Annotated in this window: 19 protein-coding genes; 10 read left to right on the top strand and 9 right to left on the bottom strand. The window is 67.2% G+C overall.

What is annotated here, in order from left to right; all coding sequences use genetic code 11:
• Nucleotides 1–7: 7 nt before the first annotated feature.
• Complete coding sequence (locus tag ACFVJ5_RS30060) at nt 8–412, top strand: MarR family winged helix-turn-helix transcriptional regulator (protein ID WP_379225268.1); 405 nt, start codon at nt 8–10, stop codon at nt 410–412.
• A 15-nt stretch (nt 413–427) separates the two neighbouring features.
• Here ACFVJ5_RS30060 and ACFVJ5_RS30055 read toward each other — a convergent pair whose 3' ends face one another.
• Both ACFVJ5_RS30055 and ACFVJ5_RS30050 read right to left on the bottom strand, forming a co-directional pair.
• The gene (locus ACFVJ5_RS30055) at nt 428–3,730 is read right to left on the bottom strand and encodes a protein kinase (RefSeq protein ID WP_379225266.1); all 3,303 of its coding nucleotides are present in this window, start codon (nt 3,728–3,730) and stop codon (nt 428–430) included.
• A 149-nt stretch (nt 3,731–3,879) separates the two neighbouring features.
• Nucleotides 3,880–4,743, bottom strand: coding sequence for an SDR family oxidoreductase (locus tag ACFVJ5_RS30050; RefSeq protein ID WP_379225264.1), 864 nt, complete (start codon nt 4,741–4,743; stop codon nt 3,880–3,882).
• A 62-nt stretch (nt 4,744–4,805) separates the two neighbouring features.
• On the opposite strand from ACFVJ5_RS30050, the gene ACFVJ5_RS30045 reads away from it, so the two are divergent.
• Nucleotides 4,806–5,528, top strand: coding sequence for a PaaX domain-containing protein, C- domain protein (locus ACFVJ5_RS30045; protein ID WP_379225262.1), 723 nt, complete (start codon nt 4,806–4,808; stop codon nt 5,526–5,528).
• A gap of 121 nt (nt 5,529–5,649) precedes the next feature.
• Here the strand turns inward: ACFVJ5_RS30045 and ACFVJ5_RS30040 are convergent, their stop codons facing one another.
• On the bottom strand, nt 5,650–6,930 hold the full coding sequence (locus tag ACFVJ5_RS30040) for a PucR family transcriptional regulator (protein WP_379225260.1): 1,281 nt from the start codon (nt 6,928–6,930) through the stop codon (nt 5,650–5,652).
• A gap of 161 nt (nt 6,931–7,091) precedes the next feature.
• Between ACFVJ5_RS30040 and ACFVJ5_RS30035 the strand changes: the two genes are divergently transcribed.
• The 3 genes from ACFVJ5_RS30035 (at nt 7,092) to ACFVJ5_RS30025 (ending at nt 11,891) form a co-directional block, all read left to right on the top strand.
• Nucleotides 7,092–8,534 carry a class I adenylate-forming enzyme family protein gene (locus ACFVJ5_RS30035; protein ID WP_379225258.1) on the top strand — a complete coding sequence of 481 codons (1,443 nt, stop codon included), beginning with the start codon at nt 7,092–7,094 and terminating at the stop codon, nt 8,532–8,534.
• A 90-nt stretch (nt 8,535–8,624) separates the two neighbouring features.
• Entirely contained in the window at nt 8,625–10,436 is a 1,812-nt protein-coding gene (locus tag ACFVJ5_RS30030) for a DUF3556 domain-containing protein (protein WP_379225256.1), read from the top strand.
• Nucleotides 10,437–10,478: 42 nt separating this feature from the next.
• Nucleotides 10,479–11,891: a phytoene desaturase family protein gene (locus tag ACFVJ5_RS30025; protein WP_379225254.1), complete on the top strand. Its 1,413-nt coding sequence runs from the start codon at nt 10,479–10,481 to the stop codon at nt 11,889–11,891.
• Nucleotides 11,892–11,945: 54 nt separating this feature from the next.
• Here ACFVJ5_RS30025 and ACFVJ5_RS30020 read toward each other — a convergent pair whose 3' ends face one another.
• The 4 genes from ACFVJ5_RS30020 to ACFVJ5_RS30005 all read right to left on the bottom strand — a co-directional run bounded on the left by ACFVJ5_RS30020 (nt 11,946) and on the right by ACFVJ5_RS30005 (nt 15,354).
• Complete coding sequence (locus ACFVJ5_RS30020; RefSeq protein WP_379225253.1) at nt 11,946–12,413, bottom strand: hypothetical protein; 468 nt, start codon at nt 12,411–12,413, stop codon at nt 11,946–11,948.
• A gap of 223 nt (nt 12,414–12,636) precedes the next feature.
• A complete protein-coding gene (locus ACFVJ5_RS30015; RefSeq protein WP_379225251.1) occupies nt 12,637–13,476 on the bottom strand; it encodes a DUF1206 domain-containing protein in 840 nt (279 codons plus the stop codon).
• 90 nt (nt 13,477–13,566) lie between these two features.
• Complete coding sequence (locus ACFVJ5_RS30010) at nt 13,567–13,740, bottom strand: CsbD family protein (RefSeq protein WP_379225249.1); 174 nt, start codon at nt 13,738–13,740, stop codon at nt 13,567–13,569.
• Between the two features lie 393 nt (nt 13,741–14,133).
• A complete protein-coding gene (locus ACFVJ5_RS30005) occupies nt 14,134–15,354 on the bottom strand; it encodes an oxygenase MpaB family protein (protein ID WP_379225247.1) in 1,221 nt (406 codons plus the stop codon).
• A 93-nt stretch (nt 15,355–15,447) separates the two neighbouring features.
• Between ACFVJ5_RS30005 and ACFVJ5_RS30000 the strand changes: the two genes are divergently transcribed.
• From ACFVJ5_RS30000 to ACFVJ5_RS29990, 3 genes are all read left to right on the top strand, one after another.
• Nucleotides 15,448–16,077: a TetR/AcrR family transcriptional regulator gene (locus tag ACFVJ5_RS30000; RefSeq protein WP_379225245.1), complete on the top strand. Its 630-nt coding sequence runs from the start codon at nt 15,448–15,450 to the stop codon at nt 16,075–16,077.
• A gap of 383 nt (nt 16,078–16,460) precedes the next feature.
• Nucleotides 16,461–16,997 (top strand): hypothetical protein, encoded by a 537-nt coding sequence (locus ACFVJ5_RS29995; RefSeq protein ID WP_379225243.1) that lies wholly within the window; start codon nt 16,461–16,463, stop codon nt 16,995–16,997.
• A gap of 120 nt (nt 16,998–17,117) precedes the next feature.
• Nucleotides 17,118–17,600, top strand: coding sequence for a nuclear transport factor 2 family protein (locus ACFVJ5_RS29990; protein WP_379225241.1), 483 nt, complete (start codon nt 17,118–17,120; stop codon nt 17,598–17,600).
• Between the two features lie 8 nt (nt 17,601–17,608).
• Here ACFVJ5_RS29990 and ACFVJ5_RS29985 read toward each other — a convergent pair whose 3' ends face one another.
• The gene (locus ACFVJ5_RS29985) at nt 17,609–18,175 is read right to left on the bottom strand and encodes a GNAT family N-acetyltransferase (protein ID WP_379225239.1); all 567 of its coding nucleotides are present in this window, start codon (nt 18,173–18,175) and stop codon (nt 17,609–17,611) included.
• A 441-nt stretch (nt 18,176–18,616) separates the two neighbouring features.
• A complete protein-coding gene (locus ACFVJ5_RS29980) occupies nt 18,617–19,219 on the bottom strand; it encodes a TetR/AcrR family transcriptional regulator (RefSeq protein WP_379225237.1) in 603 nt (200 codons plus the stop codon).
• Between the two features lie 85 nt (nt 19,220–19,304).
• On the opposite strand from ACFVJ5_RS29980, the gene ACFVJ5_RS29975 reads away from it, so the two are divergent.
• Both ACFVJ5_RS29975 and ACFVJ5_RS29970 read left to right on the top strand, forming a co-directional pair.
• A complete protein-coding gene (locus ACFVJ5_RS29975) occupies nt 19,305–20,222 on the top strand; it encodes an alpha/beta fold hydrolase (RefSeq protein WP_379225641.1) in 918 nt (305 codons plus the stop codon).
• A complete protein-coding gene (locus ACFVJ5_RS29970; RefSeq protein WP_379225235.1) occupies nt 20,219–22,600 on the top strand; it encodes a beta-glucosidase in 2,382 nt (793 codons plus the stop codon). The genes ACFVJ5_RS29975 and ACFVJ5_RS29970 overlap by 4 nt, the downstream gene beginning before the upstream one ends.
• The last annotated feature ends 74 nt before the right edge of the window (nt 22,601–22,674 follow it).

Here is a 22,674-nt window from a genome sequence, read left to right as displayed (position 1 = left end):
CGGGTTTATGCCCGACAACGAGAGCGACCTCCTGATGCAGGTGGCCAGGACGCTCCGTCGGCGCTGGTCGGCGGCGTACGCGCCGATGGGGCTGACGCCACACCAGGCCCGCGCGCTTCGCGTGGCAGGCGAGCACGAGGGACTCCGGCTGTCGGCCATCGCGGACGCGTTGCGGATCAGCGCCCGGTCGGCCACGGAGGTGGTGGACGCGCTCGAGGAGGCCGGCCTGGTCACACGGCGACCCGACCCGACAGACCGTCGCGCGATTCTCGTAGCGGTGACGACGCTGGGCAAGCGGACACTCGCCACCCTGACTGCCGCCCGGACAAAGGACGCCGACGACTTCTTCGGACGACTCACCGACCACGAGCGCGCTTCGTTACGGGACATCCTCGGCAAGCTCGTCCCCTGAGGTACGCGGAAACCTCTACGTCGCCATCTCGTCGGCGGGCAGGCGGACCAGGCCGAGGCGATCGCATCGCCGGATCAGTGGTGCGAGGATCCGGTCGGCCTCGGCCTCGCGGTCGGCCAGGCGCAGGGCGCTGCCGAGCAGGAACCCGGCGCGCAATGCCGCCAGCGGCCTGCGCTGCGCGTCTATCCCGGCGACCAAGTTCTCGGCGCGCTCGATCGCCTCCCGGAGCCGATCTGCCGCCAGCAACAACCGGATCGCGGAGTCCTCATCGAATTCATCGATGGCCGTGGCGATTCCCTCATCGCGCCGGATCGTGCGCGTGCTCATCACCGCGGCCGACACAGTGGGGTCGAGTTCGACCCCCAGACGCACCCGTTCGTTGCGAATTCGAGCGCCCAGGCGTGGTAGTTCCAGGCGTTCGGCGTGGGACATGCCCTCGTCGAGAAGTTCCAGGGCGCTGTCGCGGTCGCCGCGCAGTGCGCGGACCCGCGCACCGGTCGCGTAGGTGGCCAGCATGAAGTCCACGCCGCCACCGCCTTCGGCGGACAGTTCCCTGCTCTGCTCCAGTAGATCGGCTGCGGTTTCGAGATCGCCTGTCTCATAGGATAATTCGCCGAGCTGCGCGCAGGCGAGGCGAGTCGCGTGGGCGCCGGCGCCCATGGTCGTGCGCGCGGTGTCGAGCGCGGTCGTGAACAGGTCCTCCGCGCCGGGTATGTCGAGCTGTTCGCGGGCGGCCACACCCGCGAAACAGCGCCCGTACACCGACAGGAACGGGCCGGTCGCCTCGTGGTACGGCGCCGCCCAGAGCTGCCATCGGCGCGCCTCGTCGAAGTCGAAGCGCTGGATCGCCGCGAAGGTGGCGATATTGGCCGCCACCCCGGGAATCCGCGGGGAGAAGTCGTCGGGGCGGGCCAACGCGTCACCGATCAGGCCGTCCAGCTCCGATATCCGGTCGGCGAACATCTCTCGGACACTGATCGCGACATCGGCTTCCGCGCGCAGATCGGTGCGTTCGGGTTCGGCGGGTGGAGCCGCGGCCAGCGCGGTCTCGAAGCGGGCGAGGGAGGACGCGGTGGCCGCGGGTCTGCGCAGTACCAGGTTGATCCAGACGTCGAACAGCTGGATACGGGGTCTGGTCCGGTATACCCAGCTGGGTAACTTCGCCAGAATTCCTTGCAGCATCACCATTCTCGACCGTTCCAGCAGGTAGCCCGCACTCTGCTCGACCAGATCCGCCGCCCGTTCGGGATCGTGGGCGGCGAGTGCGTGTTCGACCGCGTCGTTGAGCAGGTGATGGTGGGCGAACCAGTCGGCGGCCCGCAGCCGCAGCCCGGTGATCTCCGCCGGACGATCCTGGGCCAGCCTGCGGCACAGATATCCGGCGAACAACTGGTGGTAGCGGTACCAGTTGTGTTCGGGGCCGGTCGGAAGCAGGAACAGGCCGCGGTCGGCGATGTCGGCGAGCAGGGTGGCGGCATCGGCGCGGCCGGTCAGTGCGGTGGCCAGTCCGCCGCAGATCCGCTCGCAGATCGAGGTCGTCATGAGAAATTCGAGAGTGTCCGGATCCAGTGCGCCGAGCACGTTCTCAGCCAGGAAAGCGCCGATGTCGGGGTGCGCGGCGAGGCTGTCGAGCAGATGCGCCGGGTCCTCGCCCGCGCGTAGCGACAGGACCGTCAGCTGCAGCGCCGCGACCCAGCCGTCGGTGGCGCGGGCCAGCGCGGACACTTCGTCGGCGGTCAGGCGTACATCGCCCGCTTCGGCGAGGAACGCGTGTACCTCGTCGGCGTTGAAACGTAGTGTTGTGGCGTCGATTTCGGCGAACTCACCCTGGATGCGCAACCTGCTCAACGGCAGGTCGAGTCGCTCGGTGCTCGTGACGACGAGGGGCAGATGGTGACAGCCGTGCTCGATCAGGAACCGGACCGCGTCCACCGAGGCGGGAGCGGTGACCCGCTGCCAGTCGTCGAGTACCAGTGTCACCCGCCGGTCGTCGGCGTGTAAGCCGTCGACGAGTGCGGTCAGCACGGCGCGGGTCGGGTCTTCGGGGGCGGCTTCCAGCAACCGGTCGAGGTCGTCGGAGAGGGCAGGGACCGTGGGTCTGATCGCCTCGGCGAGGTGGGTGAGGAACCAGGCGACATTGTTGTCGTCCTCGTCGACGGTCAGCCACGCCACCGCGGCGCCGTGCTCGACCAGCTCGTCGTGCCACTGGGCAGCCACGGTCGTCTTGCCGAATCCACTGGGTGCGTGGATGGCGGTGAGCCGGGTGCGTTCGGTAGTGCGCAGGTGCTCGAGCAGCCGCTTCCTGGCGAGAGTCGCCCGCGCCGGAGTCGGCGGGCGATACTTCGTCGCGGGTGTGGGTGGTGCGGTGGTGCGCTCGCGGGCCCGCGTCGCCGGTGCGATCGGTACCGCGCTCGGTCGCTGGGGATCCGGAACCCGTAGGACATCGATCGGGCTGCCGGTACTGCGCTGGGCCGCAACCAGTTCGGCGCCCAGCGCGGCGGCGCTGTCCGGACGGTCGGCGGGGTCGGTCGCCATCGCGTGCTCGATGACGGCCCGTACCTCGTCGGGCACATCGTGGTCTGTGAGACCGGGCCCCGGCTGCGCGGAGACCCGCAGGAACTGCGACAACACCTGCTCACCGACGCGCCGCTCGTAGGCGACATGGCCGGTGAGCGCGCAGAACAAGGTGGCGCCCAGCCCGTACACGTCGGCGGCAGCGGTGGCTTGCGCGCCGCGCAATACTTCCGGCGCGGCGAAAGCGGGGGAGCCGGTGACGATTCCGGTGGTCGTGTGGAACCCGCCTTGGATCCGCGCGATCCCGAAATCGGTGAGTTCGGGCTCGTTGTAGTCGCTGAGCAGGATGTTGGACGGTTTCACGTCACGATGCAGGATGCCGGCCCGGTGCGCGGTCTCGAGCGCGCCCGCCATCTTCACGCCCAAGCGCAGCGTCGCCGCCCAATCCAGCGGGCCGACGGCGTGGATGCGTTGTTCCAACGAGCCACGCGCGTGATAAGGCATCACCAGGTAGGGGTGCCCGCCGTGGGTGGTGCCTGCCTGGAAGACCGCGACGATATGCGGGTGCCCGGACAGCCTGCCCATCGCCTGCTGTTCGCGGACGAAGCGTTGCAGGCCGTCGGGATCCAGTTCGGCGGTCAGAACCTTCACCGCGACGACACGGTCCAGATCGGGCTGGGCACAGCGGTAGACCACCCCGAAACCGCCGCGCCCGATCTCCTCGGCGTCCTCGAAGCCCTCGGCGGTCAATTCCGCCGCGATCCCCGTGGCCGAGCTGCGCTGCGTCGGCATGTTGTCGGCCATTCAGGCTCGATTCGGTGCGGCCTCGGGGCGGTGCGCTGGTGCGCCCGCCCTCTACCGAGGATAGCCCCGGAGCCGACGGTGTTCGACGACGTCAGGCGCGTTTCGGGCGGGCGACGGAAGCTTCTGCACTCGCGCTGCGGGCGGGCGGCTCAGACACGCTTGTTCGGCGGGTCGACGAAGATGTCGTATTCCAGACCGTCGGCACCTCCGTACGGCGAGAGATCGGTGATGCCTTCGGCACGCAGCACGTCGACGTCGAGGAAGGTGTTCCCGGTGACCGATCGCGCGTCCTTGCGCAGGAGCGCCACGGCGGCATCGGCCATGATCTGCGGGGTGCGGGCTTTGGCGATCGCGTCGTCGCCGCCGAGGAGGTTCTGCACCGCGGCGGTGGCGATCAGGGTCTCGGGCCACAGGCAGTTGCCCGCGACGCCGTGTTCGGCGTATTCGGCGGCCCAACCCAGCGTGAGCAGCGACATCCCGTATTTGGCGAGCATGTAGGCGGGGTGGGCGCCGAGCCATTCGGGTGCGAGATTCAGCGGCGGCGACAGGCTCAGGATGTGGGCGTTGTCGCTGCGGCGCAGGTGCGGCAGGCACGCGCTCGAGAGCAGGTAGGTGCCGCGCAGCTGGATCTGCTGCATCAGGTCGAATCGCTTGATCGGCAGTTCCTCGGTGGGGGCGAGGGCGATCGCCGAGGCGTTGTTCACGCAGTAGTCGATACCGCCGAAACGTTCGACCGCGCGGGCCACCGCGTCGGCGACCGAGGTCTCGTCGCGCACATCGCCCACCACGGCCAGCGCCTTTCCGCCGGCGGCTTCGATCTCGGCGGCGGCGGTGTGGACGGTGCCCGGCAGTCGGGGGTCCGGCGTATCGGTCTTGGCGAGCAGCACGATGTTGGCACCCTCACGGGCAGCGGCGACGGCGATCGCCAGCCCGATGCCGCGGCTGCCGCCCGACATGATCATGGTGCGCCCGGCCAGCGGGAACGAGGAGGTCGTGGATGTGGTCGTGGTCATACCGTGCGACGTTACAGTTTTCCGACAGTCGCGGCAATAGTGAAATATGTAGACTCGGTCTCGTGAAATCCGCTGCTACCGGCTTCGACGCACGGGTCCGTCCGGTGTCGGCCCGTTCGGCGGTGATCCGGATTCTGATAGCGGCCGAGTCGCCGACCACGACGTCGAGTGAAATCTGCGCTGCCACCACCGCTGTCGGCTATCCGGAGACAACGGTGCGTGTCGCGGTGTCGCGGATGGTCGCCGCGGGCGAGCTGATCCGCGAACAGCGCGCCTACACGCTCGACCCTGCTTTGCGCGCGCGTCGGACCGAGCTCGCCGCGCCGCCCGTTCGACCCTGGGACGGCGACTGGGAGCAGCTCGTCATCACCGCCGCCGGACGGCCGTCGGCCGAGCGCGCGGCCCTGCGCGCCAGGCTGCTCTCGCTTCGCTTGGCCGAACTTCGCGAGGGAGTCTGGCTGCGGCCGGCCAACCTCGTCCGCGAGCTACCCGCGGACCTGGCCGCCACCACCCTCCAGTTCCGACTCCGGCCGGTCGAGAATTCTGCCGACCTCACCGCCGAACTATGGCCGCTGGCCGATTGGTCGGCGCGGGGGCGCGCCCTGCTCGACGACATCGAAAACCCCGACCCGGCCACAAGATTCGCGGTCGTGTGCGCCGCGCTAGACCTGCTCACCACCGACCCCGCGCTTCCGGCGGCGCTGCAACCCGACCACTGGCCGGTCGACGATCTCCGGGCAGAGACCTCGGCCTATCTCGCCTGGACCAGGCAACTCGACCTATAGTCCGATCCCAGCGCCGCCAGGTCAGGAGAGGACGACTGCGCGGGCGCAGTTCTCGCCGACGCCGTAGTCGACGGCCTTGCCGATGTTGCCGGAATCGAAGGTCTCGGTGACCAACTGGTCGTCAGGTCGCGTCGTCCGCTGCCGTCTCGGCCGATCTGCGACGGCTTCGCCGGGGCTCGCGAGGAGCCTCGGGGATCCCCAGTTGCGCGCAGGTCAGCAGGGCCACTTCGATATCGAGCCTGCGCTCGCCGAGCGGATGTCCGAGCAGCTCTTCGGCTTTGCGCACCCGGTAGTGGACGGTGTTCTTGTGGACGTGGAGCCGGGCGGCGGCGTCGGTGTAGCTGCCACGGGCGTCGAGGAACGCGCGGACGGTCTCGCGTAGCCGTGCTGCTGTCTCGTCGGTGCCCAGCAGTGCGCCGAGCACGCGCTCGGCCCACACCTGCATCTCGGGCACCCGGTCGGCGAACAGGGCGGTCAATGCCACGTCGGAATGGACGGTGAGTCCGTGCTCTCGCTTGGTCAGGGCGACGGCGCGAGCTTGTTGCGCGTCGCGGAAGGTCCGGCGGAATCCTTCGAGGCCGGTGGCGGGATCGCCCAGGGTGATGGACAGATTCGGGTGGGCGCGCAGATTGTGGGCGAGCTTTTCGGTGTCGAGTGCGGGTCGTGCCACCGAGGTGATCCAGACCCACCGGTTGTGATCGTCGACCTCCACGGTCATCGGCGTCTTGCCGGTCGCGGCAGCCAGCAGGGCGGTGCCCGCGCGCAGGGACGCGCGAGGGTCGCGGGTTCCGGGTGGTGTCCACAGCGTCGCGAACTGGTGCCAGCCGCGCAGGGAGGCCGACAGCATCTGCTCGGCCGAGCCCACATCCAGATCATCGGCGTCGACGACGGCGCGCACCTGCGCGGCGCGGGCGGCGTCGGTGCGCGCGTCCCAGCGGCGGCGCTCGCTCTCGTAGATATCGATCAAACCCTCGATCACCTGGTCGATATAGCTGTTGACCAGGTAGGCGATGCGGGCCGCGGTGGCCATCGCCACGTCGGTGGGCGGGTTCAGTTCGGCCAGCAGCGTCATCGTCCACTGGACGAACATGTTCTCGCCGAGCCGGTAGGCGCGCAGCAGTGCCTCCAGCGACAGGTCGTGCTGGGCGAAGCGGCGGGCGTACTCGGCGGCGGCGGGCGGCACGGTGATGTCGTCGAGTCCGATGGCCAGGGTGAGCATGTCCAGGATCGCGGACAGGTTGGACTCGGTGCTGGCCACCATCAACCTGCGCACTTCGTCGTCGTGCCGGAATTCGGGGATGACCTCGGTGAACATCGTGGTCATCCTCGGTGACAGGTGGTCCAGGTCGGCTTTGATCCGGCCCGCCACCGCACGCACCAGTGGATCGTTGTCGTGGGCCATGGCCGCAGACAGTACCCCCGACGCCCGCGTGTCTGGCGCGGTTTGTGCCCGTGGCACAACACGTCGGCGCAACGCTGGGCTGCGGGCCCGTAGTCGGCGCATGATCCGCGTCCTACCGTGAGTGATGTAACCCAGATCACATTCGCCACCGGTGAGGAATCATGCGACACATCGCCGAATTGCCCCAGGTCAGAGCCGCTGCCGACCCGCAGGGACACTGCATCGCCGACGACACCGTCACCCTGTCCAACGCGCAGTTCCATGCTCGGGTCGACGCCGCCGCCTCGGTCCTGCATCGAGAGGGCGTGCGGCCCGACGACGTCGTCGCGGTGGTGCTGCCCAACCGGGTAGACCTCGTGGTGGCCCTGTTCGCGGCCTGGCGACTCGGCGCCGCGGTCACTCCCGTGAACCCCGGGCTCACCGACGACGACATCCGATACCAGGTCGAAGACTCCGGCGCCGCCGTCGTCATCGGTGAACCCGACAGGCCCGCAATCACTCTCGACATCGCGGCACTGGCCGAGCACGCCGGTCCCGTCGCGGCCGCCGCGTCCTGCGACGATCTCGCCCTGATCATCTACACCAGCGGCACCACGGGCAGGCCCAAGGGTGTGCTGCTCGGTCACGAGAACCTCGCCGCCATGTGCTCGATGATCATCGACTCGCTCGGGCTGAACGAGACCGACCACAGCCTGCTGATCCTGCCGCTGTTCCACGTCAACGGCATCGTGGTCAGTGTGCTGTCGCCGTTGCTGGCGGGTGGACGCACCACTATCGCCGGAAAGTTCTCCGCCTCAGGCTTTTTCGACACGGTCGAGTGGGTCCGACCCACGTATTTCTCGGCGGTGCCCGCGATCTACGCGATGCTGGTCGCCCAGCCCGACGGTCCTCGTCCCGACAATTCCTCGTTGCGCTTGGCGATCTGCGGTGCCGCGCCGATGCCCGCCGAGCTCATCGCCCGGTTCGAGCAGCGCTTCGGCGTGCCGATCGTCGAGGGTTACGGTCTGTCCGAGGGAACCTGCGCGTCGACTCTCAATCCCATAGCGGGCCAACGCAAGCCGGGGACTGTCGGGGTGCCGCTGCCCGGTCAGACCGTGGCGATCATGGATGTCGACGGCGCGTTGTCGGCGCCCGGTGAACCCGGCGAAGTCGTCATTCGGGGAGCGAACGTGATGCGCGGCTACCTCGGCAGGCCGACGGAGACGGCGAAGACCGTCGTGGACGGCTGGCTGCACACCGGCGATGTCGGCTACTTCGATGCCGACGGCTACCTGGTACTGGTCGACCGGATCAAGGACATGATCATCCGGGCGGGGGAGAACCTGTACCCCAAGGAAATCGAGAACGCGCTCTACCGCCATCCCGCCGTCCACGAAGCCGCGGTCGTCGGTGTGCCCGACGCCGTGCTGGGCGAGGTACCGGTCGCCCACGTGGTCGCCGCGCCACAGGCCACGGTCACCGTCGAAGAGCTGATCGAGCACTGCCGTGCGGAACTCGCGGCATTCAAGGTTCCCGCCGCGATCGTGTTGACCGCGGAGATGCCGCGCAATCCGGTCGGCAAGATCGACAAGAAGCAGCTGCGGCTTCTGGCCGCGCGCGCCTGAGTAGTTCAGCACCGCAATTCACTTCGAACGAAAGACAGCCTTTCGGTCGCGATCACTCGCGCCCGGAAGCCGGAAGAAAGGAATCGAGCCATGGGATTCAAGACGGGAGACTTCCCGCCGGTGGACACCGAGACATTCTTGGATTTGCCGCTGCGCGAACGTATGCGGACGCTGGTATTGCACTGGGCGGAATACGGATTCGGTACGCCGAAGATGATCCACACCGTGTATCTCGTGAAAGTGCTCGTGCTCTACATCATCGGCGGCATCGCGATCGCGACGGCCACCTCGGGCACCGGACCGTTCTGGGATGTGGCGCAGTGGTGGAACCAGCCGGTGGTCTACCAGAAGCTGGTCCTGTGGACGGTGCTGCTCGAAGCCGTCGGCGTCGCGGGCTCCTGGGGGCCGCTGGCGGGCAAGTTCAAGCCGATGACCGGCGGCATCCTGTACTTCGCCCGACGGGGAAGTATCCGATTGCGGCCCTGGTATCGGGTGCCGTTCACCAACGGTGACTCGCGCACCGCCCTCGACGTGGTCCTGTATCTGGGCTTTCTCGCCTCGCTGGTGATCGCCCTGGTCGCACCGGGCCGAACCACCGCCGCACTGTTGGAAGCGCTGCCGGACAACACCTCCGGGCTGGTCCGGCCCGTGCTGCTGATCGCGCCGATCGTGCTCTACATCCTGTGCGGGCTGCGCGACAAGACGATCTTCCTGGCGGCTCGCGGCGAGCAGTATCTGCCCGCGCTGCTGTTCTTCGCGGTGCTGCCGTTCACCGACATGATCATCGCGGCCAAGCTGCTGATCGTGATCGTGTGGGTCGGCGCGGGCGTCTCGAAGTTCGGCAAGCACTTCACCAATGTGGTGCCGCCGATGGTGTCCAACAGCCCGGCGATGCCGTTCCGGTCGATCAAACGCGCCCACTACCGCGACTTTCCCCACGATATCCGCCCGTCGCGGGTGGCCTCGTTCATGGCCCATGTCGGTGGTACCGCCGTGGAGGTGATCACCCCGATCGTGCTGCTGTTCTCGACGAACCACTGGCTGACCCTGGCCGGGGTCGCGATGATGGTCGTCTTCCACCTGTTCATCACCTCCACCTTCCCGCTGGCCGTGCCGCTGGAGTGGAACATCCTGTTCGCCTACCTCACCGTGTTCCTGTTCCTCGGCTTCCCGAATTCGGCCGGGTACGGCGTCTTCGACATGTCGTCTCCGTGGTTGACGGTGGCGATCGCGGCAGGGCTCGCCTTCTTCCCCGTGCTGGGTAACCTGCGCCCCGACCTGGTGTCGTTCCTGCCGTCCATGCGTCAGTACGCCGGCAACTGGGCCTCGGCGCTGTGGGCCTTCGCGCCGGGGGCCGAGGCGAAGCTCAACACCATCGCGCACCGCCCCGCCGACAACCAGGTCGACCAGCTGCTGGCCATGGGCTACCCGCCTGCGGTCGCCGAGATCACCATGCAGCAGACCATCGCCTGGCGTTCCATGCACAGTCAGGGCCGCGGCCTGTTCTCCCTGCTGTACAAACACCTTCCCGACATCGATCGCTGGACCGTGCGCGAAGCCGAGTTCGCCTGCAACTCGCTGATCGGCTTCAACTTCGGCGACGGCCACCTGCACAACCTCGACCTGATCGACGCGGTGCAGGCACGGGTCGGGTTCGCTCCGGGAGAATGGATCGTGGTGTGGGTGGAGTCGCAGCCGGTGCACAAGAGCACGCAGCAATACATGGTGGTCGACGCGGCGCTGGGCGTCATCGAACGAGGAACATGGGAGGTTGCCGACGCGGTCGAGGCGTTGCCGTGGCTGCCGGAGGGTCCCATCGCGCACACCGTGACCTGGCGGCGTGAAGACGTCACCGGCGCGGTCGCCGCACCGCGGCAGGGTGTGGTGGCTCCGGCCGAATAGCCGAGCACCGGACGATATCTCGAACAAGAGAAAGGCAAGTCGATGACAACGGCGACAGTGGTCGGCAGCGGCCCCAACGGGCTGGCCGCGGCAATCACCCTGGCCCGCGCGGGCGTGGAGGTGACGGTCCTCGAAGCGGCCGACACGATCGGCGGCGGCACCCGCTCGAGCGAGGCGATCCTGCCCGGTCTGGTGCACGACCACTGCTCGGCCATCCACCCGATGGCCGTGGGCTCGCCGTTCCTGCGGCGCATCGACCTGGAACGGTACGGATTGCGGTGGGCGTGGCCGGAACTCGACTGCGTCCACCCCCTCGACGACGGCACCGCCGGTGTGCTGCACCGCTCGGTCACCGAGACCGCCGCGGGCCTAGGCGCCGATGAACGGTTGTGGCGCACGCTGTTCGAACGCCCGGTCGCCGACTACGACGTGTTCGGCACCGACATCATGCGCCCGCTGCTGCGCATTCCTCGCCATCCGATCCGCCTGGCACGCTTCGGTATTCCGGCGACCGCGCCGGCCGCGCTGCTCGCGCGAGCTTTCGGCACCGAAGCGGGCCGGGCACTGTTCGGCGGCGTCGCCGCACACGCCTTCCAGCCCCTCGAACGCCCGTTGAGTGCCAGCGTCGGGCTCGGCATCCTGACGGCGGGACACCGATACGGCTGGGCGGTCGCGGTCGGTGGATCCCAGCAGATCGCCGACAGCATGGTCGCGGTACTGGCCGACCACGGCGGAAAGGTCGAGACCGGAATCCGCGTGCGCTCGGTCGCCGACCTACCGCCGTCCGACATCACCATCTGGGATCTCGCCCCGACAGCGGTCGCGGAGATCCTCGCTGACCGACTCCCCGCTCGAATTGCGCGCGCCTACAACCGATTCCGCTACGGTCCGGGCGCTTTCAAGGTCGACTTCGCCGTCGACGGCGGCATCCCGTGGACCACCGAGGCCGCCCGCCGCGCGGGCACAGTGCACCTGGGCGGCTCCTTCGCCGAGATCGCCGCGGGCGAACGTGACATCCACGCCGGCCGAATGCCCCAGCGCCCCTTCGTCCTGGTAGGCCAGCAATACCTCGCCGACCCTCAGCGATCGGCAGGATCGGTACACCCCGTGTGGACCTACGCGCACGTCCCCAACGGCTACACCGGCGACGCCACCGAAGCGATCATCGCCCAGATCGAACGGTTCGCACCAGGCTTCCGAGACCGCGTAGTCGGCCTGACCACCCGCACCACCACGGAATTCGCCGACTACAACCCCAACTACGTCGGCGGCAACATCATGACCGGTGCCAAGAACATCCCGCAGCTGGTCTTCGGCCCCCGAAAGACCCTGCAGCCCTACGACACCGGTCTCTCAGGCCACTACCTGTGCTCGGCGGCGACCCCGCCCGGTCCCGGCGCGCACGGCATGTGCGGGGCCAACGCCGCCGAACGAGCACTGCGACGGCTGCGGTAGCCGATCATCCGCTCGTGCCGATTCGAGGTCGTTGTGGCGCAGGAGTGTTCGGTGTTAGTACACCCGGAAGTTGGTGACGCTCGGGGTGTGGGGGAGGTCGGTGGTGAGGGTGAATTCGACTTGGCCGGGGCCGGTTACGAGGCGGAGGTTGCCTACTACGGGTGCCGACCAGAAGAAGGGCTGCCAGGCGCCGAGGGAGGTGGAGGCCTGGCCGGTGGCGCCGGTGTCGAGGTTGTGCCATTGGACCGTGGGGGCCAGGGTGCACCAGGGGGCGGGGACGCCGAAGACCTTCAGCCAGCCTTTGAGTTGGAGGTCTACTGTGCCGGGGACGTCGCCGTCGGGGTAGACGTTGCCTACTGCCCAGACGTCGCCGGAGCATCCCAGGCCGTGGGCGCCCGTGGTGGTCATGGGGAGCTCGACGGGGATGTAGTTCGAAGCTGCGGCGGGGGCGCTGGTGGCGATGAGGGCGGCTACTACCGCGGTGGACGCGAGGGAGATTTTGGCAAGTTTGTGGTGGGACATTTCAGCCTTTCAACGGCGATTGCTGTAAGGGCGATTGCATGAGATGGCTTCGAATCCATTGTTCCATCGGCTAACGGTTTGACATTGTTACCGCGCCGCTCGGCCGCCCGCGACCGGGTCCGAACTCTGCCCGCTAATTTGCAAACACGGTCTCAGCTCAGCCCAACGGAACCCACAGCATTGCCGCTGATGAAATGTCGACTCGCCGTGCTCGCCCGGGTCGCTACATCTTGGTGTATCGCGCCATGGCGAAACTGTAGAGGCCGTAGGTGATGATGCCCAGGCCGGCCGCGATCAACAAGACAGCTCCGAAAGGCTGTGCTCCCAGGGTTTTGAACGCGCCGTCGAGCCCCTTGGCTTCGCTGGGATCGGATCGACCGACCGCGAGTATCACCAGCAATCCGATGGCCGCGACGGCCAACCCCTTCGCGATGTATCCCACCGTGCCCAACCGGCGGACCAGGTTGCTCGTGGCGCCGTGCAGGTCTTCGAGGAAGCTCTGGGTCGCTCCCTTGTACACGTGATAGCCGCCGATCGCGATGATGATCAACCCGGCGGCGACGAGGGCGATCGTGCCCACACTCGATCGCATCATCGCAGCAGTGATCCCCGTACTCTGCTCACTACTGGATTCGCCCGCGCCCCGGGTGAATCCGAATGCGGAGACGGCGAAACCGAGGTAGACCACCGCCAGGGAGAATGCCTTGACGCGATTGACCGCCTCGGACTTCTTGCTGTCGGAGTCGGGTCTGGAGGAGCTGCCGAGTGCCGCTTCGGCGAGCCGCCACAACGCCATCAGTGAGAACGCGACGACACCGACCCAGAGCGCGAGGACACCACCCGGCTTGGCGGCCAGTTCCGCCATGGCCCCCGATTGGTCGGCGGTTCCGCCTCCGCCACCGAGAGCGAGCCGGATGGCGATGTAGCCGATGAACAGGTGCACGATGCCGCTCATGACGAAGCCCGCGCGGGCGAATCGTTCGAAGACGCTGTTCTGGGCCACCTTGGCCACGGCACCGGACGAGTTGTCGTACGACGATGGGGAGACAGTGTTGTTCGGCATGGTGATAACCCCTGCGTGTGGTGGATCCGTCGAGGTGGTCCGCAACGGTCGGCGCGCGGGGTCTACTGCCAGGCCTCTCGTTCGGCGAAACTAGTTCTTGAAGGCGTCTTTGATCTTGGCAGCGGACTGTTTCAGGTTGCCCTTGGCCTGTTCGACGCGGCCTTCGGCCTCGAGGCTTCGGTTGCCGGTGGCTCGACCGAACGCCTTCTTCATCCGACCCTTGGTGGCCTCGACGGAATTCGCGATCTTCTTGCTCATACTCATGGCGGTTTCCTCGCTGTGTGAGATCAAGTCAACGCCGTAACCCCACGGCTGTCAACGATGTTGATCTCCGACACAGGGATCCGCGCGATCGCGGCGAGCCTTCTGGCGACACGTCCTCGATACGCGACTGACCCACCAGACTTTCCCGAACGGGTCACGAACCCGCCCGACGAGATCCCCGAACGCCAGGTGCGTCACCGCAGGCTCAGCCGAACGGACGCAAATGCCGATTTTCGGTGGCTCGAGAACCGGCTCCGAAATCGGCAGTGGCAGTGGGTGACTCGGCAATATTGCACGCGGTCGCTAACGTCCGCAACTGCCGAAATGAGATGTGAGGATCGAAGAATCGACGTGCTCGGTAGGGGAGTCGGACGATGCGGCGGACCGCCGTCGTTATGCCGCGTGTGTCACGTGTTCGGCTGATTCGCCGATCCTGGCGTTGTCGTCGCCGACCAGTTGGCGCAGGAAAGCGAGTTGTTCTCGGCGGCCGTGAGCCGCTGCCGCATCGAGGCGGCCGGGTAGCGCGGTGACGATGATGCTGCGTGCGAGGTTGATAGGGAATCGCATTGCCGGGTACCACGGCAGGGTGGACGCCGGCAGGCCGAGGTCGCGCATGGCGCGGGGGCCGAGCACCGCGGTGGTGATCGAGAGGTGTTGTGAGCGGGCGATTCTGCCGCGCAGGACTGGCAGGTTCGGGTAATGCCAACTCAGCGGGTCGGCGGCCATCGGGATCGCCAACAGTTCGGTTGTCTCGTCGGGATGGTGCAACGCCGACAGTGCGTGGGACAGCACGCGGATGCTGTCGCGGAAGTCGACGGGCAGTAGATCATCGCGCACCCCGATCAGCCACCCGGCGTAGCGGGCCACATGCGCAATCGCGTTCAGGTCCGCCGGTGAGCTCACGATTCCCAACGCCATACCGGCGACCGCCGGTGTCACGAGGGCACCGATGAGGGTGGCCGACATTTCCATCTGATTGACCGGCAGTCCCCAGTCCTCGAGGCGCCAGTCGTCCATCGCCGCGACGTGACGACGCACGAAAGCGTGGATGAGCCGGACCCGGATCGTCGAGCGGTAGCCAGGGCCGCCCGGTCGGAGTGCGTCGTCGTCGGCCATGACGTCGAGCGCCCATTGCAGGGTTTCGGCGAATCGCTTGGTCGATCCCTTTTCCAGTGCGCCGGTGCGCAGCAGTGTCTTGTTGAATCCGGAGAAGGCGTAGCCACCCAGCAGTGACACGTCACGGGCGACATAGACGCTGTCGGCACCGCCGACCGCTAGCGCGCGCCGCCCGCGGGCGATCAGGTCCCAGTCGACCCAGTCCGGAGTGGATTCGACCGCGGTGAAGAATTCACGCAGCGGCTCCGGCGCGGTCGGCACGCTGTCGATGCCCTCGGCCAGCGCCCGCTCGAACAGCGGTCGCGCTGTGGGACCGGCCGACCGCATCCACTCGACCATCTGGTCCATCGGCTCGTCGCCGACCATCAGATCCTCGCCGAGCCGGCGCCATTGGTCCGGTGTCGGCCGGCCGATACCCAGTGCCATCGCGAACACGCGGACTACGGCCGGAATCGAGGCCGGGTTTTCGGGGTGGCGGGTGGGGGCAGTCGGCGACATCGAGCTCTCCTTTGAGCGACCACATACTTTGGATAACGCACGTGTTTAGATAACGCGTGTGTTCCAATATAGGGCGCGGGTAAAGTGCGGTCAATGCGGCGGGTAGATGTGGTTCGTGACTACGGCGGAATCAGCGCCGAGCAACGCCGTGCCGACCGGCGCGGCAAGTTGGTCGCCGCAGGTCGCCGGATCTGGGGCCAATCCGGTGTCGGTGAGGTGACCGTTCGAGGCGTCAGCAGCGCGGCGGGAGTGATTCCGCGCTATTTCTACGAACATTTCACTGACCGCGACGCACTGCTGAACGCGGTGCTCGACGAAGTCAGCAGCGAACTGATCGCAGCAACCGTCGAGGCGTCGACGAACACAGACGGCGACTGGCCCGGCAAGCTACAGGCCGCCATTCGTGCGCTGCTCGACCTCGTCGCTGACGATCCCCACCTCTATCGGATCGTCACCAGCGATACACCGATGTCGGCCGCGCGCCGAAACGAATTGGCGGCAGCGATCACCGAGATCATGATCCAACTGGGTCCCGACTATCTAGCCCCCGACCAGCTCGACCCCGTCCAATTGCGGCGTCGTGCGACATTCATCGTCGGTGGTGTCGACCGACTGATCGAAACGTGGCTCTCGGACCGCAACGAGTCGACAACCGATCTCGCTGAGGCCTGCACACACCTCGCGATCGCCGTTATGGGAGCGCCGCTCGGCCGAGGGCAGTGAGACGGGTTGCCGCTTCGAGACAATGCGGCAACTCGCGGCCGCGTTCGGTGTCTCGAAATCGGTCGCGGGCCGGGTGATCGAGCACCCTGGACTGGCGGGTGGATCGCTCGCCGTCGCAAGTCCAGACTTACGGAACATCCCTCAGTGCGATGGCCTACCCGGCGACGCCGCACCTCGCGCCGACTCGGTATCGAATGTTTGGTCGACTGATGGCTGTTCGGGGCGGGGCGCGACACCTCGTGCGCCGGTTCGACGAGGGCACCGGGCATATAGTCGTCAGTAGCGACTCTCGACGAGGTGCACCGAATTCCCACCCCGCGTGTCCGCACCTCCCCGCTTCACCAGAGCTGTCTCGTATGGGTGCGACTAACGGGTGAGGACCGATGGAACGCGACAACAACAAGCTCTTACACGGACCTTTGTTCTCCCGGAGCGATTCGCTCGACCGTCGGAACGCGGCCCGCCGGATCAGCGCGTACATCTATGGGAACATCCTGATCCTCTCCGCGTTGATCCCGGTCGCACCGTCCCTCGAGGATGTCGGCATCGCTGTCGTTCTCGGGGCCGCCCTGTCGACGTTCATCGCCCATGTCTTCGCCGAGAGCGTCGGACAATCGGTACGTCAGAGCGACGCGCCCTCCCCGCCCCAGCCATGGCTCGACCTGCGCGATTCACTGCCCATCCTCAGTTCGGCGGTGCTGCCCTGCGCGATCCTCGTGGCGGCGGCGATCGGATGGCTCGAACCACGCACCGCCCAGGTGCTCGCCGAGGTCGCCATGCTGGTGCGGATCGGCGGTATCACCTTCGTCATCCGCAGGCTCGAGGGTGCGCGGCCGGATCGGTCGACCCTGCTCGGGGCGATTCTGCTCAGTTGCGTGGCCACCGCCGTCGTAGCTGCGAAGGTCGTCCTCACGCACTGATCCGCGGCAGAACGGTCGGTGAGCTCGGGGAACGCCCCGACTGCCCTCGGGAATGTGTATCACCGAGCCGGGGGCGCGCTTTCCCTGCGCCGAATCTAGAACACGTTCTACACTCCAGCCATGGACCTGGTTGCTATCGAGGAGATCAAGCGTCTCAAGCACCGCTACTTCCGCACGCTCGACCTGAAACTGTGGGACGAGTTCGCGGACTGCCTCGCCGAGGACGTCTCCGCACGCTATGGCACCCAGACCATGGGCGAGCCACTGCATTACGACAATCGCGCCGACGTCGTGGCGTTCATGCGAAAGAACCTCGGCCCCGGGATCGTCACGGTCCACATCGCCAACCACCCCGAGATCGAGGTCGACGGCGACACCGCGAAGGGCTCCTGGGCGTTCGAGGACACCGTCCTGGTGCCGGGCGCGAAGATCCAGATCCGTGGTGGCGGATACTATTCCGACACCTATCGTCGCGACCCGGACGGGGAGTGGCGGATCGCCTCGACGCGATACGAGCGCATCTACGAGGCATTGACCTCGCTGGACGACCTCCCGAGCTTCAAGCTGCTCGCCAACCGCTGGGATCCGTCGCTCGAACACTGACCGGATAATCAGTCGTCTCCCGAATTACTCTCGGCCACAACATGAGAAGCCCGGCCGTGGTCACCCAGCACGTCTTTCTCCATGAGTGTGAACGACTTCGGTGGGCCGCTCGGCTGCGGTTTGCCTGTTTTGTGGCCGACGACCCGGTAGCCGATATTCGAGTAGTAGGCGTTCAGGCGCGTGTTGTCGGCCAGGCAGTCCAGGCGCAGGAAAGCCCGTCCTGCTGCGGCAGCGCGGCGCTCGGCGGCGTGCAGCAGCAGCCGTCCCGTGTCCGGCCGACCGCTGCTGCGGTTCACCATCAGGCGATGTACATAGCCGGCAACCGGTGGCTGTGGTCCCCAGGCGTCCTCGTCGTCCCACCACAGTTCCCACGCGCCTGCCAGGCGGCCGTCCGACTCGGCGATCCAGACCTCGCCAGTGGCCATGGCCCGGCGGAAGTGGTTCTCGCCCAACTCGCCTGGCTGCCACTGGCCGGTGATTCCCTGCGCGAGCATCCAGCGGGCGGCATCATCGCGCAGACGAACAAGAGCGGCGAGGTCGGTGTCGGTCGCGAGGCGCAAGTGTAGGTCGCTCACGCCGTGATCCTCGCACGCCTACTCGACGCCATCCTTCTGTTGCACCTCGACAGTGGCGTCATGTCGGCGATCGGACTGGCCGGCCCCGGCGCGCTGTCGGCCGGCGACTGTGTCGCGACCCGGGACGACCTGAGTATCGGCTTCTCCGATGCCGAGTTGGTGGAGGTCGGCTGTTCGGACGTGAGAGCCCAGGCGAAGGTCGTCGCCCGAATCGAGGGCACCGACAAGACCACCGAGTGCCGGGAGTACCAGGGCTCCGTCAATCCGAGGGGTACGTCGACTCCGGCGGCGGAGAGTCTTTCGTGCTCTGCCTGCGTTCCGTCAGCTGAATCCGGCGACCCCATCGGCCCTCGCGTCGGAGGGGACGTCACAAGGTCCTCGTCTCTCCTGCGAGTCGCATCGCCGACTTCGACAGCGCGTCGGCAAGGGGGAGAACCGGGGTCAGGTCGACAGTCGGGTGGTCAGGTCGTCGATGTAGGTGCGGAAGAGTTCTGCCATGTCGACGCGCTCGGGGTCGAGGAGCCACTGCAATTGCAGGCCGTCCATCATGGCTGAGATCTGGCGCGCTACGGCGCGTGTGTCGATGTCGGGGCGGAAGGTGCCGTCCTCGACGCCGCCGTCGAGGGCGCCTGCCAGGTAGGTCTCCATGATGCGATAGCGGTCGACCACCCAGGCGCGGGCGGGGTGGTCGCTGGTGACCGCTTCGCTGGTGACGACGGTGAAGAGTTGGACCAGGCCGGCGACGTGCATGTTGTGCTCGACCAGTCGCACCAGTTGTTGCAGAGCCTCTGTGCCGCGCAGTTGCCGGTTCATGCCGAGGCGGTCGTAGTCGAGGCGGTCGCGATAGTCCAGGACCGCGGCGAGCAGGGCCGCCTTGTTCGGGAAGTAGTGCAGCAGTCCGGGCTGGGAAAGTCCGCAGCGCGTGGCGATCTCGGCGATCGAGGAGTTGTGATAGCCGTTTTCGGCGAAGCTCCCGAGCGCCTGATCGATGATCTGCTCGCGGCGGTCCTCGCCCCGTCTCCGGCGTTGGGGATGCGGCGTCATGAGCAGCGACAGTAGTCGAACGAGGGGACCCTTAACACCTGAAATATAACGAACAGGTCACATTACCGAGTGACCACTCGGTAAACTGGGATGTCCGCTGGCACACTCGTGCCAGCCGTACCGGGACGGGCCGTGCGAGGAAGGACAGCCGATGACTCAGGGCACCGAGATACCGATCGAATCGATCACGCTGCGAGGTGGTGCGGGCGCGCTCGCCGGATGGGAGGTCAACCCGCCCCTCGGTAAGCCGAACCTCGGCACCGTGGTGCTGGTGCCGGGTTTCACCGGCTCCAAGGAAGACTTCGAATTCATGCTCCCGCTGCTCGCGGCGGCCGGGTATCACGCGGTCGCTTACGACCAGCGCGGCCAGTGGCAGTCCGAGGGGCCGGACGATATCGCCGGCTACACGATGGACGACTTCGTCGCTGACCTGCGGGGAGTTGTCGATCAGGTCTCGCCGGACGCACCCGTGCACCTGGTCGGGCACTCCTTCGGCGGTTACGTCTCCCGTGTCAGCGTGGTCGACGAGCCCACACGATTCCGCAGCCTCACGCTGCTGGCCTCAGGCCCTTCCTCGGTCGAGGACATCAAATTCTCACCGCCACAGCTGGTGGCGCAGGTGGTGGAGTCCGCCGGCCAGGAATTTCTCTGGCAGCAGATGAGCGCGGCCATGGACAGCGCCGGGCAGACACCGTCGCCCGAGCGCGCCGAGTTCCTGCACAACCGCCTCGTGCAGACCAAGAAAGCGAACATCCTCGGCATCCTGAAATGCATGGAGACCCCGCCGCTGGCCGATCCCGCCACGCTGCGTGATGCCGGCGTGCCGCTGCTCGTGGCCTACGGCGACACGAACGATCTGTGGGACCCCGAGGTCCACGAAAAATTTGCTCTACAGCTGCAGGCCAGGACCGCGGTGTACCCGGGTGTCGGACATGTGCCGAACGAGGATGTCCCCGCACAGGTAACGGCCGATCTGGTGAACTTCTGGAAAGAACTGGCATGACCGACAACATCGAAGACCTCCTGGACAAGCTGGACCTGGAGGCCAAGATCCGGCTGATCTCCGGATCCAACATCTTCCGCTTCGCCGGCGACGAGAGCATCGGCCTGACCGAGATGCCCGTCTCCGACGGCCCCTCCGGTGTGCGCGGCGAGACCTGGGACGAGCGCGACCCCTCGGTGAGTCTGCCGTCCGGCTCGGCGCTGGGCGCCACCTGGGATCGCGACCTGCTCGCCGAGATCGGCGGGCTCATCGCCGCCGAAGCACGCCGCAAGAATGTGTACGCGGTGCTCGGCCCGACCATCAACCTGCACCGATCCCCGCTGGGCGGACGGCATTTCGAATGCTTCTCCGAGGATCCGATGCTCACCGGTGAGATGGCCGCCGCGTATGTGACCGGGGTCCAGGATCACGGTGTCAGCGCGTGCCCGAAGCACTACGTGGCCAACGACTCCGAAACCGAGCGCTTCACCGCCGACGTGATCGTCGACGACCGCACCCTGCGCGAGCTGTACCTGTACCCGTTCGAACGGTCGGTGGACGCGGGCGCGTGGATGATGATGGACGGGTACAACTCTGTCAACGGCGTCACCATGACCGAGAACCCGCTGCTGGACGAGCCTTTGAAGGGCGAGTGGGGCTTCGACGGTGTGGTGGTCTCGGACTGGACCGCCGTACGCTCCACCGAGGGCGCCGCCAAGGGCACCGACCTGGCCATGCCCGGACCGTGGGAACTCTGGGCCGCACCGCTGATCGAAGCGGTTCGTCAGGGTGAGGTGCCCGAGGCGGCCATCGACGAAAAGGTCCGCCGCATCCTGCGATTCGCGCAGCGCGTGGGTGCGCTGAACGGAACCCCGCAGCAGCCACCGGCTTTCACCGACGAGACCGCGCGTCGGCTCGTGCGGGACGCCGCCGCCAAAGCCATGGTGCTCGCCACCAACGACGGTGTGCTGCCGCTGAGCAAGCCCACCCAGGTCGCCCTGCTGGGCGCGGCCGCCGCGCAGCCGCGCTTCGGCGGCGGTGGTAGCTCGACAGTCGTGCCGTCGCATACGAGTTCGCCGCTGGAGGGCCTGCGCGACGTACTGCCGGTGGTGTACACGCCGGGCGTTCACCTCAACGAGAACATGATCGCGGTGCCGCTGGATCTGGTCACCGATCCGGAAACCGGCACGGCGGGCGTGAACCTGCGCTTCCTCGACGGTGAGACCGTCCTGGATTCCGAACACCGCACCGCGGGCAATCTCATGCTCTTCGGCACACCCTTCGCCGTGCAGGCCAAGTCCTTCGAGGTCCGTGGTCGTCTGCGCGCCGATGTGGCGGGGGAGTGGCGAATCGGCTACGCGGGCGTCGGCACGCTGCGCCTGGAGCTCGACGGTGAGACCGTGCTCACCGAAACCGTCTTCCCCGAGGGCGGCGATCCGGTCGAGATGTTGCTGAATCCGCCGCAGCGCTGGATCACCCGCACCCTCGCCGAGGGCGAAGAGGTCGATGTGCTCATCGAACTGATTCCCGCCCTCGACAAGGGCCTCCCCGCGATGGGCCTCACCTTCGGCATCGGCCGCCCGCGCCGCTCCGCCGACGAAGAGTTCGCCGCCGCGGTGGAACTGGCGCGTACCTGCGAGGTAGCCGTGGTCGTCGTCGGCACCACCGAGGCGATTGAATCCGAGGGCTATGACCGCAAGGATCTGTCGCTGCCCGGCCGTCAGAACGAACTGGTGGCGGCGGTGGCCGCGGTGAACCCGCGCACGATCGTGGTCGTCAATTCCGGTGCGCCGGTGGAGATGCCGTGGCGCGATGATGTCGCCGCCGTCCTTCTCGCATGGTTTCCCGGCCAGGAATTCGGCGACGCGCTCGCCGATGTCCTCACCGGCGCGAGCGAACCCGGCGGGCGTCTGCCCACCACCTGGCCCAAGGTCATGGCCGATGTGCCGGTGCTGGACACCCAGCCCGCCGCCGACAACACCCTGCCCTATCCCGAGGGCATTCACATCGGTTATCGCGCGTGGCTGAAATCCGGTGTGGCCCCGGCCTATCCGTTCGGCCACGGCCTCGGCTACACCAAGTGGGAACTGGTCGATCTGACCGTGAGCGGTCACACCGCCACCATCACCGCTCGCAATATCGGTGAGCGCGCGGGGCGTCAGGTGGTGCAGGCGTACCTGTCGCGCGCCGACAGTGCCATCGACCGCCCGGTGCGCTGGCTTTCGGGCTTCGCCGCCGTCGAGGCCGGTGCTGGCGAAACCGTCACGGCCACGATCGAATTGCCCGATCGCTGCTTCGAGCACTGGACCGAGCAGGGCTGGGAGGTCGAACCGGGCGCTTTCACCCTGCACGTCGGTACCTCGGTATCGGCTCTCCCGCTCACCGCTGAAATCAGCTGATACTGTCCGACCGGCTGGACCGGATCGGTCTGCTCTCGGTGCTGGGGCGCGCTCGCCGTCGCGCCGATTCGCTC

The organism is Nocardia sp. NPDC127606 (genome assembly GCF_042671725.1).
GTDB lineage: Bacteria > Actinomycetota > Actinomycetes > Mycobacteriales > Mycobacteriaceae > Nocardia.
Note: the sequence above shows the minus strand (reverse complement) of the source record. Positions and strands in the feature narration are given on the sequence as shown.